This is a genomic window from Corynebacterium guaraldiae (assembly GCF_053480195.1).
The window spans coordinates 86,809-100,045 of the sequence record NZ_JBRBAU010000005.1 but is presented as its reverse complement, the minus strand read 5'-3'; the positions used below and the strand labels follow the sequence as shown (position 1 = coordinate 100,045).

Sequence of the window (13,237 nt, the reverse complement as noted above, 5' to 3'; positions counted from 1 at the left end):
TGCAGAGTTAGATATTTTTTAGTCCGCGTAAGAAAGCTAGAGATTTATGACCGTTGAAGAGCTTCGTGGCTGGTTGCGCACCTGGGTTGCGCAGACCACCGGCCTGTCGGCAGAGGAAATCACGGACACCAAACCGCTGGAGAATTTTGGGCTGTCCTCGCGTGACGCAGTGGTCCTTTCCGGCGAATTAGAAAACCTCCTCGGCATTAAGCTCGAGCCCACCGTGGCCTACGAGTACCCGACCATCGCGCAGCTGGCTGAGCGCCTGGTCAACGGTGCAGCCGCTGCAGGGGAGAGTGCACCGAAGGAGGCGTCGCCACGCCCGGCCACCATCGCGGGCGGTGACATCGCCGTCATCGGTTACGCTGGCCGCTTCCCGGGCGCTAAAAACGTTGATGAGTTCTGGACCATGCTCGTCGAAGGCCGCGCCGGCACTGGCCCGCTGCCTGTCGGACGCTGGTCGGAATACTCTTCCGATCCCATTACCAGCGAGAAGATTGAGCAGCAGAACACCGACGGTGGCTATATCGAGGACATCGCTTCCTTCGACCCCGAGTTCTTTGGTCTCTCCCCGCTGGAGGCGGCCAACATGGATCCGCAGCAGCGCATCCTCATGGAGGTCTCGTGGGAGGCCCTCGAGGACGCCGGCGTGCCCGCCAACCAGCTGCGCGGAACCGCCACCGGTGTCTACATGGGTTCCACCAACAATGACTACGGCATGCTCATTACCGCCGATCCGGCCGAGATGCATCCCTATGCCATGACGGGTACGTCCTCGGCGATTATTGCCAACCGCCTGTCCTACGCCTTCGATCTGCGCGGCCCTTCCATCAACGTGGACACCGCGTGCTCCGCCTCCCTCGTGGCGGTCAACCAGGCGGTCAAGGACCTGCGCGTGGGTGCGGCTGATACGGCACTCGCCGGCGGCGTGAACATCTTGGCCTCGCCGCACGCCTCCATTGGCTTTAGTGAGCTGGGAGTTACCTCGCCCACCAGCGCCATCCACGCCTTTTCCGATGATGCCGATGGCATCGTCCGCGCGGATGCCGCGGGCGTGCTCGTGCTCAAGCGCCTCGAGGACGCCGAGCGCGATGGCGACACCATCCATGCCGTCATCAAGGGCACCGCGGTCAACTCCGACGGCCACTCCAACGGCCTGACCGCCCCCAACCCGGAGGCGCAGGTCGACGTCCTCGAGCGCGCCTATGCCGACGCCGGCATCCGCCCGCAGGACGTGGACTACGTCGAGGCCCACGGCACCGGCACCATCCTCGGTGACCCCATCGAGGCCACCGCGCTCGGCCGCGCGTTGGGCCCGGGCCGCCAGGCCGCGAACCCGACCCTGCTGGGTTCTGCCAAGACCAACATCGGCCACTCCGAGTCTGCCGCCGGCGTGGTGGGCCTCATCAAGGTCATCGAAGGAATGCGCCACGGCGTCATCCCGCCGAATATCAACTACGCGGGCCCCAACCGCTATATCGATTTCGACGCCGAGCACCTCGAAGTGGTCGAGGACCCGCGCGAATGGCCCGAATATTCCGGCCAGAAGGTCGCGGGTGTTTCCGGCTTCGGCTTCGGCGGTACCAATGCGCACGTTGTGCTGACTGACTACCGCGGGCTCACCCACCAGGACACCCCGCAGGTCGCCATCGGCGAGGGGCAGCCAGTGGCCCTGCCGGTCTCCGGCCTGCTGCCCTCCCGCCGCGCCGCAGCGGCTTCCGACTTGGCGGACTATATCGAGGCAGAGAACCCGAACCTGCTTTCCCTGGCCCGTACCCTTGCGCGCCGCAACCATGGGCGCTCGCGTGCGGTAGTGGTGGCGTCGTCCAGCGAGGAAGCTGTCAAGCGCCTGCGACAGGTCGCCGAGGGAACCGTCTCCGTGGGCATCGCCGCGGCGGATTCTCCCTCCGTCCACGGCCCCGTCTTCATGTACTCCGGCTTTGGCTCCCAGCACCGCAAGATGGCCAAGGACATGATTGAGATCTCGCCGCTGTTCAAGGAGCGCCTGGAGGAGCTCGACGCCATCGTGCAGCGCGAATCCGGCTGGTCCATCCTGGAGCTGGTGCACGACGACGCCCAGACCTACAACACCGAAACCGCGCAGGTGGCCATCACCGCCATCCAGATAGCGCTGACGGATCTGCTCGCCACCTTCGGCGTGCGCCCTGCCGGCGTTATCGGCATGTCCATGGGTGAGATCGGCGCGGCCTATGCTGCGGGCGGCATCACGGCGGCCGACGCCATGCTCATCGCCTGCCACCGCGCACGCCTGATGGGGGAGGGCGAGGCCTCGCTTCCCGACGATCAGCAGGGCGCCATGGCCGTCGTCGAGCTCTCCGCCGAGGAGATTGACGCCCTTCCGGGTTCCATCGAACCTGCCGTGTACACCGGCCCCGGCATGACCACCGTCGGTGGTCCGCGCGAAGAGGTCCTCGCGCTGGTGGAGCGCCTCGAAGGCGAGGACAAGTTCGCCCGCGCGCTCAACGTCAAGGGCGCGGGCCACACCTCCGCCGTCGACCCGCTCCTCGGTGAGCTCTATGCGGAGATCGCTGGCATCGAGACCCGTCCGCTACACACGACGCTCTTCTCCTCCGTGGACCGCGGCAAGGTCTACCGCCCCGGTACGGTGCTGCACGATGAGGACTACTGGATCCGCATGACCCGCAAGCCCGTCTACCTGCAGGACGCAGCGGAGGCAGCCTTTGCGGCGGGCCACATGCAGATCGTTGAGATTTCCCCGAACCCGATTGCGCTCATGGGCCTGATGTCCACGGCCTTTGCTGCGGGCAAGGCGGATGCGCAGCTGCTCTATAGCCTGAAGCGCAAGGTGGATCCCACCGAGTCGCTGTTGGATCTGCTGGGCAAGCTCTACGTCGCGGGAACTCCGGTGAACTACACTAAGGTCCTTGGCTCGGGCGCGCTTGTCGCCGCCCCGCATACCCGCTTCCGCCGCCAGCGTTTCTGGACCAACGCTCGTCCCTCGTCGGGTGTGTCCGGCCTGCCGGGCGCGCGCGTGACGCTGCCGGAGGGCGCGGTGGCGTTCTCCACGAACGCTGACCAGGCGCCGAGCGCGCTGGCCATCCTGGAGGCCGCCGCCGAGGCCGTCACCCCGGGCGCGCACATCGCGGCGAGCGAGGAGCACCTGGATCTGCCCGCGAAGGGCGAGGTCACCACCATTGTTCGCCGCACGCTGGGCGGGCTGTCGGTGGCGGTGCACTACGTGGATGGAGCGACCACCAAGCTTGTTGCGGAAGGTTTTGCCTCGACCCTTAACCTTGCAGAACCCACCCCGACGGCCGAGCCGAGCCTGCCGCAGGCCGTGACCGCGCCGCAGTTTGCTGACCCCGACGTAGGGGTCGACGCCGTGCGCTGGGACCCGGAGAAGGAGAGCGTGGAGGAGCGCTTGGCGCTCATCGTGTCGGAGTCCATGGGCTACGACGTCTCCGATCTCCCGCGCGAGCTGCCGCTCATTGATCTGGGCCTGGATTCGCTCATGGGCATGCGCATCAAGAACCGGGTGGAGAATGACTTCCAGATTCCGCCGCTGCAGGTGCAGGCGCTTCGCGACGCCTCCCTCGCCGACGTCATCACCATGGTCGAAGAGGCCGTGTCCGAGCAGCCCGATGCCGCAACCGCAAGCGCCGACGCGACCGCCGACGCACCCTCCGCGCTCACCGAGAGCGACGACACCACCCCAGACGCCTCCGCGGTGAGCGCGAAGGGCGGCGAAGGCGTGGGCGTTGCACCGCGCGATGCCTCCGAGCGCATGGTCTTCGGCACCTGGGCCACCTTCACAGGTACGGCCGCAGCCGGCGTGACCTCCGCGCTACCGCAGGTCAGCGATGAGGTGGCAGAAAAGATTGCCGAACGCCTCACCGAGCGCGCTGGCATCGAGGTCACTGCGCACCAGGTCCACGAGGCCGAAGCGCTGGAGAACCTGGCGGACCTCGTCCGCGAGGGCCTGGAGACTGAGGTCGAGGGCAATATCCGTGTCCTGCGCGAGGCCGATGGCCCCGCCGTCTTCATGTTCCACCCGGCCGGCGGCACCACCGTGGTCTACCAGCCGCTGACCCGCCGCCTGCCTGCCGACGTCGCCGTCTACGGCGTCGAGCGCCTCGAGGGCAGCCTGGAGGATCGCGCCGCCGCCTACATCGAGGACATCCTGCACTACGCGCGCGGCCGCAAGGTCGTGCTTGGCGGCTGGTCCTTCGGCGGCGCGTTGGCCTATGAGGTGGCCTACCAGCTGCAAGAGCGCGCAGCCCGCGGCGAGGACACTGCTGAGGTTGCCTTCATCGCTCTGCTGGATACCACCCAGCCGGCCCACCCGGCCCCGAAGACGCTGGAGGAAACCAAGGCCCGCTGGGGCCGCTACGCGGCCTTTGCCAAGAAGACCTACGGCCTCGACTTCGAGCCGCCCTACGAGATGCTGGAGACCGTCGGCGAAGACGCACTCATGGCCATGCTCGCCGAATTCCTCAGCTCCACCGATGCCTCCGAGCACGGCCTGTCCGCCGGCGTGCTGGAGCACCAGCGCGCATCCTTCGTGGACAACCAGATTTTGGGCTCGCTGGATATGGGAAGGTGGGCGTCGGTAAGCGTGCCCGTCATCCTGTTCCGCTCCGAGCGCATGCACGACGGCGCCATCGAACTCGAGCCGGCGTATGCGGAGATTAACCCGGACGGCGGCTGGGGCGTTATCGTGAAGGATCTGGAGATTGTGCAGCTGCCGGGCGACCACCTGGCGGTTCCCGACGAGCCCGCAATCGGTATCGTGGGCAAGCACATGGAGGAATGGATCGAGGAGAAGATTCGGAAGTGACTAGCACCGCTGACAAGCTAGCGGACCTACGCGAGCGCCTCGAGCGTGCCCAGGACCCCGGCAGCGAGCGCTCCCGGGCACGCCGCGACGAAGCTGGGCGTTCGACTCCGCGCCAACGCATCGCCGCGCTTCTCGACGAAGGCTCCTTCGTCGAAACCGGCGCCCTGGGCAAGACCCCCGGCGACCCGGACGCGATTTACTCCGACGGCGTGGTCACCGGCCACGGCCGCATCAACGGCCGCCCTGTCTGCATCTATGCCCACGACAAGACGGTGTACGGCGGTTCCGTGGGCGTGACCTTTGGTAAGAAGGTCACCGACATCATGGATTTGGCCATCAAGATTGGCTGCCCGGTTATCGGTATCCAGGATTCCGGCGGCGCGCGCATCCAGGATGCGGTGACGTCTCTGGCCATGTACTCCGAGATTGCCCGCCGCCAGCTGCCGTTGTCCGGCCGCAGCCCGCAGATTTCCATCATGATGGGCAAGTCCGCCGGTGGCGCGGTGTATGCGCCGGTGACCACGGACTTCATCATCGCCGTCGATGGTGAGGCCGAGATGTACGTGACGGGCCCGAACGTGATCAAGGAGGTCACGGGCGAGGAGATTTCTTCCCACGACTTGGGTTCCGCCCGCCAGCAGGAGCTCAACGGCAACGTGTCCGTCGTGGTGCCCTCGGAGGATGAGGCCTTCGACGTGGTGCGCGATTTGCTCGACCACCTGCCGCTGACCTGCTTCGACGAGTCTCCGGTCTTCGATGCGCCTACTGATGAGGAGGTAGCCCAGGACACTGAGCTGGATTCCTTCATGCCGGATGATACGAACGCCGGCTACGACATGATGGACCTGCTCACGCAGCTTGGCGACGATGACGAGCTCATCGAAATCCAGGAGAACTACGCCCCCAACGTCATCACCGCCTTTGGGCGCATCGACGGCAAGGCCGTGGGCTTTGTGGCGAATAACCCGATGCATTCGGCGGGCTGTATCGATGCGGATGCCGCCGATAAGGGCGCGCGCTTTATCCGTATCTGCGATGCCTACAACATCCCGCTGGTCTTTGTGGTTGATACGCCGGGTTACCTGCCGGGCGTGGACCAGGAGAAGGCGGGCTTGATTCACCGCGGCGCGAAGTTTGCGTTTGCGGTGGTGGAGGCCACCGTGCCGAAGGTCTCGCTGATTGTGCGCAAGGCTTATGGCGGTGCTTATGCCGTGATGGGCTCGAAGAACCTGACCGGTGATATCAACCTGGCGTGGCCGACGGCCCAGATCGCCGTGATGGGCTCGGCCGCCGCCGTGGTCATGATTGCGGGCAAGCAGCTCGAGGCCGCCGAGACCCCAGAGCAACGCGCGATGACGAAGAAGATGTTCATGGACTTCTACGACGAGACCATGACCGCGCCTTATGTCGCCGCGGAGCGTGGCTACCTCGACGGCATGATTAAGCCCTCCGAGTCGCGCTTGGCCCTGCGCCGCGCGCTGCGCCAGCTTGCCGATAAGCAGGAGAAGGACCTGCCCAAGAAGCACACCATCTCCCCGCTCTAGCGTCGTCTGAGCCAGGATAGAGTCTAAAGAAGGCCTGCGGATCGCGCTGAATTTTGTGTCTCGGCGTAACATGTGAGCCTGTTTTATCCGATAAGCCTAAAGACTAGGAATTCAATCAAAGGAGAAACCCAATGCTCTCTAGCGTTCTTGACCTCAGCGGTGACATCATCAACCTCGTCTTTATGCTGCTCAACCAGGCCGGCGTGGACGTTTCCGCCCTGAGCTCGAAGTAAGCCAGCGCTTCTAGCCCCTCCTTGCGGAGGGGCTTTTTTAATCCCAGACCGGGCTGGGTATGGGGACTGGCGGTCCACCGTCGGGAGGCAGCCACGCCATGCGGCCTTCGATGCGGTCGATGCGCCCGCGGTACGTGGGGCGGGCGGGGTCATCGTCGTTGATGGCGTTGTGATACTTGCATAACGGCACGAGGTTGTCGAGGTTCGTCGGCCCGCCATCCTGCCACCGTCTGATGTGGTGCATCTGGCATTCCGCGGCAGGTCTTGTGCAGCCGAGCCAAGCGCACGTCGGATGCTCTGCGCTGAGCAGGATTCGTTGCTTATCGTTGGCGAAGCGGCTGCCGTAATACACATTGACCGGCCCCTCGACCGGGTGGAAGAGGGAGACGAAGCCACGCTCAGAAAACGTGGTGCGGAGGAACTCCGCGCCTGTCATCGTGCCGCCGTCGGTTGCCTGCAGAAGGATGTCATCGCCCTCGCCCCGCACAATCTTGTCCAGCTGTTCGAGGCGCACAATGACGTGAGCATGCAATGCCGGCTTCGGCGCGCCGCTTCCGGAAAAGACCTCGTGGACTGCCTTGAGCAGGTCCTCCGACGTGGCTTTGAGAGTGCCTACTAGATTGGCAATCGCGCGCGGGCGATCCGTGATGATGAGCTTGTGCATGCCGCCCGCACTGCGTCGCACGCGGACGCCAGGAGTGGGCTCGGGTGTGAGCTCCGCGAGCCTGCGCTTCGCCACACCCGCAATCTCGCCTTCTGGGGTCGCACACAATTCCACGCGCAAGTCCCATGCCTGGCGCGAGTTCTTGACGCGCGCCACATGCCGCTCAATCTGCAGCAGCGTATCCAGCGCATGGTTAGTCTCCCGGGCGCGGCGCTGCTTGGCGCTGAAAGCAGTTTGGCCAAAATAAACGCGGTGGAGTCCCTCGAGCTGCCGCGCCACGCGCGGCGTCGCGCCCAGCGCCAGCATGTCCTCGTGCGTGTGCCCTGCGCACAAGGAGACGACGTGCATGCCGCGAGCGAGTACCCCGAGTAAGTCCCCCAACTTCATGCCTCACACACTAAACCGCCCCGAAGTACCCCGCAACCGGAACGCTAAAATCCCAGCTCAAACACCAATGTGCACGGGTGTAAAAGGATGAGAGCAGGTCGACGGGTAACCGACTATGGCAAAGATTCTATGCGCGGGAGCGGGAAGCAAAGGCCGCGATGGCTCGCCAGCCAAAGAAGAACAGCGCGGACATCACGGTGGCCACGATGAGGAAGGACCAGTGCGGTAGGCGGCCGTTGACCAGCATCCACAAAGCCATGCCGACAATGATGGCGCTCAGCCACACGACGACGCCTTCCTTCCACAGGCCGCTCAGCTTCGCCGCCATGATGATGACCCAGCCAACCAACGCGCCCACGGTCCACGGCCAGAAGGCATCCACCCACGAGCTAAAGCTCAGGCCACCATGCGCCAGGCGGGCGAGGATGGCGAAGAGAGCGAGGGCGAGGACGTCGATAAGCGGGGCAACGCGCATTTAGGATTCCTTCCGGTTCAACGCCGCGTAAGAAAAGCCATCGCGGGCGTAGTGGGCGAAGTAGATGACCCATCCAATGATAGTGATGAGCGCAAAGGAAATAAGCCGGTAGATGATGGCCGCGGAGGTGGCGTGCACCACGGTCAGGCCCGTGGCCACCAGCGGGGTGATGAGCGCGGCCTCCACCGTGCCCACGCCACCCGGGGTGACCTGCGCGGAGCCGGCCAGCTTCGCGGCGAGGAAGGCTAGGGCAACACCGGCCAGGGTGGTGTCATCGGCGCCGGCGCGCAGCCACGGAATCTCCCCGGTCACCGCCCACACGGATGCCCACAGTGCGCCCATATCGGCCAGGCGGTGAACTAGCGACGCCCCAGCAACCACAGCAAAGGGGCCACGCGATAGATGCACCTCGCCCAGGTTGCGGACCTCCTGGATCGCACGGTCCCGCTTCGGGCCGGGCCGCAGCTTGCGCAGCCAGCGCTCAAGAGTTACTGGGTGCGAGGTCAACCAGAAAATGCCACCGAGGGCGGCGAGCATGAGGACAACCGTGGTGATGAGCGACCCCAGCGCCATATCCGCGTTGAGGAAAAACACCCCGCCCAAGCCAATGAGCGCGAGGAACATCGAGCTAATGATCGAGGACAGAAACAGGAAGTAACTGCACAGCGCCACCGACGCACCCCAGCGGCGCTGCACCTGGAAGGTGAGCAAAGCCGAAAAGGCAGGGCCCGCCGGCAGAGTCGTGGACCAGGCATTGGAGGCCAGCGTGATGGCATAGGTTTCGCGCAGTGGCACCTTGACGCCGCCTGCGCCGATGAGCCGCTTCATCACTTCCGCCATACCCGCGATGGACAGCAGTGCGAAGAACACCACCAGCACCACGGGGAAAGGCTCAGCGTGGCGCAGGCGGCGCAATCCCTCGGAGATGAAGTCCAGCTGGTCGCGGAAGAACCACGCCAGCGCGGCCAGAATCAGCAGGGAAATTATCCAGGTCAGCCAGTTCTTTTTCATCGACCATCCGTGGAATTGAGGCGCTTGACCAGCTCGGAGAAGGGGATGAGCTCCTCGTCAGTATCGGCGCTGCGGTCCCCGCGTACGGCGGCTTCGTTCGCCGTGCTTGGCGACGCCTCCTCAACCTGTTCTGCCGGAGTCACGGGAGAATGGGGCGCGTCGGCCTGCTCGGTGGACCCAGTCGAAGAACGCGGCTCGTCCCGCTCGGTAGTAACGGCGGGGGACGGCGCAGCCTGTTCAGTCGGTGCGGCCTCTTCGTTGTTCAGTACTGGGGCGGTGGGCACCGGCTCGGCAGCTGGGGAGTTCTCGCCGCCGAGGCGGTGGGTCAGGCGTGTGAGGAAGCGCGGGGCCCACCAGTTGTCCTCGCGCAGCAGGTGCATGACGGCGGGGACGAGGAGCATGCGGACGATGGTGGCGTCGATAAGCAGTGCAAAAATCATGCCGAAGGCGATGTATTTCATCATCACGATGTCGGAGAAGCCAAAGGCTCCCGCGACCACAATCATGATGAGCGCGGCCGCCGTGATGATGCCGCCGGTGTGCGCGGTACCCGCCGCGATGGCCTCGTCCGTGGAAGCGCCCCGGCGGCGGGCTTCTACCATGCGCGAGACTAGGAAGACCTCGTAGTCCGTGGACAGGCCAAAGACGATGGCGATGATGAGCACCAGAATCGGGCTCATGAGCGGACCAGCGGTGAAGTTGAGCAGGCCGGAGCCGAGGCCATCGACGAACATGAGCGTCAAGATGCCCAGCGTTGCACCCAGCGAGAGCAGCGTCATGATGATGGCCTTGAGCGGCAGGATGAAGCTGCCGAAGACCAGCGCCATGAGGATGAAGGTGGCCAGCACCACGTAGAGGGCCATCCAGGGTAGCGTGTCGAAGAGCGCGTCGAGGGACTCGACTTCCATGGCCGGGGTGCCGCCGACATAAAGCTCCACGCCGTCGGGTGCCTCAATGTTCTCGAGCTCGTGGACGATTCGTGCGTAGTCCTCGCGGTCCTGGATACCGGCGCCGAGGACGGTGGTGCCGTCGACGGTCGCGGTCTTCGGGCCCATTGGCTCGGTAAGGCCTTGGATGGAGCGGGCTTGCATGACGACGTCGACAAGCTGCTCATTCGTCGCGTTCTTCACCACCAGCTTGACCGGCTCGGTGCGGAAGGAGGGGAACTGCTCGTTGAACTGATCCTGCGCCACGCGCGCGTCTTGGTTGGGCGGCAGGTAGGTCTCGTTGATGCCGCCGAATTTCACGCCCAGCACCGGCAGGGCCAGCGCGATGAGCAGGGCGCAGATGGCGGTGGTCATCAGCCCCGCGCGGCCCATGGCCCAGCGCGGCATCCGGTACCACCACGTGTCCTCGATGCGGCGTCCGCGCCGCGAGGTCTTGCGCACGGTCCACTTGTCGATGTTGGGGCCCAGCATGCCAAACAACGACGGCAGCACCATCACCGACAGGAGTGCGGCGAGGCCCACCGCGGAGATGGAGCCATAGGCCACGGACTTGAGGAAGGCCTGCGGGAAGAGGAAAAGCCCGGAGAGGGACACGGCCACCATCGCGGCGGAAAAGACCACGGTCTGGCCGGCGGTGGCGGTGGTGATCGCCACGGCCTCCTTGGTATCGCGGCCCTTGTCCAGCTCCTCGCGGAAGCGCGAAACCATGAACAGGCCATAGTCGATGGCCAGGCCCAAGCCCAGCAGCGTGACGACGGCCTGCGCGAACACGTTGACCTGCTGGAAGCCAGCCAGGATCGAGAGGATACCCAGAGAGCCCAGGATGGACAAAGCGCCCACGACGAGCGGCATGAAGGCCGCGACGACGGAGCCGAAGACAACCAGCAGCAGCAGGCCGACGAGCGGCAGGGCGGCCTTTTCCGCGCGGGAGATGTCCTCAGCCATGCCTTCATCCAGCGCATCGGCCACGGCCGTGGCGCCCGCCACCTGCACGGGCACGTCGGCAGCGTGCAGCGAATCCTCGATGGCGCGGAAATCCTTGAGCGTTTGCTCGCCGTCGCCCTTCAGGCCGATGGCGGCGAATGCTGTGGAGTGGTCCTGCGTGATGAGGTTCGGGTTGCGCTTATCGAAGTAGCTGGTCACGGAGTCGATCTGCTCCGGGTGCTGCGCCTTGAGCTCATCCAGGAAGGCCTTGGCTTCGGCGGCGTGGGCATCGGGATCGTCGAAAAGCAGGATGACGTCGCCGGAATTGTCGCGGCCGAAGGTCTCCAACTCTATCTGTGCCGCGCTTGTCGACGCCGCCCCCGGGTCTTCCCAGCCCTCCTGGCTCATCCGGTCACCCAGGCGGGTGCCGAAGCCGAAGAAGAGGCCAAGGATGAGACCCACGATGATGAGCGGGATGACCTTGCGGTGGGCATAGGAGAAGCGGCCCCAAGAATAAAACATGCGGCTCCTAATTGTGCTCGGGCGCGCGGTCCGGCAGCAGCGCGGACAGCGGGCGGAAAGGCTGCAGCCAGGCGCCGCCTGGAGGCAGATTATCCAGGTTAACGCGCGGCAGCGGTTCGCGGAAGACGCCTTCGATGTCTTCGAGGTCGACGAACTCGATATCGGGGTGGGTCAGCGCCCAGGAGGTGTGCTCGTGGAAGCCGAGCACGCAGGTGGGCAGGCCGGAAGCGGAGAGCTGCTCCAGCAGGTGCTGGAAGTTCTGGCCGTCGGCAGAAGCCACGATGACACCGGAGAGGTTCTCGCGGTTGGCCTTGATGTACTCGACCATGTCGGGGTCGACGTCATCGTCGTCGTGGAGCTTCGGCTTGGCAAAAACGGCGAAGCCGACGTTGCGGATGGCCTCGACCCAGGGGCGGATGACGTCGGCGCCACCGGGGCTGACGTTGGTGAAGACGGCGGCCTCGGGGGTGGCGTCGTTATCGAAGGCCAGCTCTACCAGCCAGCGGCCAATGGCGTCGAAGCGCGGGCGGTAGGCGGCGGTGGGGCGCCCGCCGAGGATGGCGCCGAGACCCATGTCCATGTTGGGTGCGTCCCACACCAGAAGGTAGGTTCCGGCCATTACTTCTTCTCCCACAGGTACTCGGTGATGACGTGTTCCTTATCCAGGCCCTTGCCCTCAAACTTGGTGATGACCTGGCGGTCGGTGAGGATGGGGCATCCCGGCCAGGGCCAGCCCTTGTAGTCGAGGGAGGGCTCGACCTCGACGAGCTCGTTGATCCACTCGGCGTAGCCGGCGTGGTCGGTGGCCACGTGGAGCACGCCGCCGGGCTTCAGGCGGGAGGCGAAGAGGTTGAGCGTGCCGGATTGGATGATGCGGCGCTTGTGGTGGCGGGCCTTGGGCCACGGATCCGGGAAGAAGATGCGGATGCCATCCAAGGACTCGGGTGCGAACATGCGCATGAGGACCTCGATGCCATCGCCGCGGACCATGCGGATGCTCTCAATATCGTTGCGCACGATGGAGCCCAGCAGCTTGGCCAGGCCCGGCTTGTAGAGCTCGACGGCGATGATGTTGGTGTCCTGCTCGAGTGGCGCCATGGCTGCGGTTGAGGTACCGGTGCCGGAGCCGATCTCGACGATGGTCTTAGCCCCCTCGCGGCCGAACCAGGCGGGGATGTCGAGGGGTTCGTCGGCAAGCAGGCGTCCCAACTGTGGCCAGTGCTCCTCGAAGAGGGCGTTCTGGTTGTCGGTGAGGGTGCCGCGACGGAAGGTCACGTTGCCGAGGCGTGGGTAGTCCAAATCATTGTTGAACTCGGCGTTGAAATCCGTCTGGAGGCCGCGGCCATGAGGCATTTGCGCGGCGGGATTCTGGGAGGAGTCTGCACTATTCATCAGTTGACATTGTTCCCTTAAGCAGGGGTGAGGGGCAACGTGCCGCGCCGTGGAGGGCGCCTAGGTGGAGACCAATCAGGTCTCCGCGGGGGTAATAGGACGGGCGTACGGGATGAGCGATCCACAGAAACGAAACCCCCGTATGGGGGCGATTGGGGGCGGTGGGTGCCATATTTCACACTCCGCTGTCCTCGACATAGTCGGTATGAACTGGGTGGATATAACCGGGGTGGCGGGCATTACACATTCTGTTATCACCAGTGTCCGTACTCTGGTTGGTGAAACGTCGTTGGGGGAACCTTCGGCGAAATAAAGCACC

The 13,237-nt window shown here is 64.9% G+C and carries 8 protein-coding genes; 2 read left to right on the top strand and 6 right to left on the bottom strand.

Annotated features, from left to right (window positions below; all coding sequences use genetic code 11):
• Nucleotides 1-46 precede the first annotated feature (46 nt).
• Entirely contained in the window at nt 47-4,819 is a 4,773-nt protein-coding gene (locus tag ACUY3D_RS05430) for a beta-ketoacyl synthase N-terminal-like domain-containing protein (protein ID WP_448240535.1), read from the top strand.
• A complete protein-coding gene (locus ACUY3D_RS05425; protein WP_448240533.1) occupies nt 4,816-6,363 on the top strand; it encodes an acyl-CoA carboxylase subunit beta in 1,548 nt (515 codons plus the stop codon). Before ACUY3D_RS05430 ends, ACUY3D_RS05425 begins: the two co-directional genes overlap by 4 nt.
• A gap of 270 nt (nt 6,364-6,633) precedes the next feature.
• Here ACUY3D_RS05425 and ACUY3D_RS05420 read toward each other — a convergent pair whose 3' ends face one another.
• The 6 genes from ACUY3D_RS05420 to trmB all read right to left on the bottom strand — a co-directional run bounded on the left by ACUY3D_RS05420 (nt 6,634) and on the right by trmB (nt 12,918).
• A complete protein-coding gene (locus ACUY3D_RS05420; RefSeq protein ID WP_070562258.1) occupies nt 6,634-7,647 on the bottom strand; it encodes an HNH endonuclease signature motif containing protein in 1,014 nt (337 codons plus the stop codon).
• Between the two features lie 127 nt (nt 7,648-7,774).
• Nucleotides 7,775-8,122 carry a DUF3054 domain-containing protein gene (locus ACUY3D_RS05415; RefSeq protein ID WP_101736129.1) on the bottom strand — a complete coding sequence of 116 codons (348 nt, stop codon included), beginning with the start codon at nt 8,120-8,122 and terminating at the stop codon, nt 7,775-7,777.
• The gene (locus ACUY3D_RS05410; RefSeq protein WP_143334539.1) at nt 8,123-9,133 is read right to left on the bottom strand and encodes a lysylphosphatidylglycerol synthase transmembrane domain-containing protein; all 1,011 of its coding nucleotides are present in this window, start codon (nt 9,131-9,133) and stop codon (nt 8,123-8,125) included.
• Entirely contained in the window at nt 9,130-11,526 is a 2,397-nt protein-coding gene (locus ACUY3D_RS05405) for an MMPL family transporter (protein ID WP_448240529.1), read from the bottom strand. The genes ACUY3D_RS05410 and ACUY3D_RS05405 overlap by 4 nt, the downstream gene beginning before the upstream one ends.
• A 7-nt stretch (nt 11,527-11,533) precedes the next feature.
• Complete coding sequence (locus tag ACUY3D_RS05400) at nt 11,534-12,145, bottom strand: NYN domain-containing protein (protein WP_143334541.1); 612 nt, start codon at nt 12,143-12,145, stop codon at nt 11,534-11,536.
• Complete coding sequence (trmB, locus tag ACUY3D_RS05395) at nt 12,145-12,918, bottom strand: tRNA (guanosine(46)-N7)-methyltransferase TrmB (RefSeq protein WP_448240527.1); 774 nt, start codon at nt 12,916-12,918, stop codon at nt 12,145-12,147. Before trmB ends, ACUY3D_RS05400 begins: the two co-directional genes overlap by 1 nt.
• Nucleotides 12,919-13,237 lie beyond the last annotated feature (319 nt).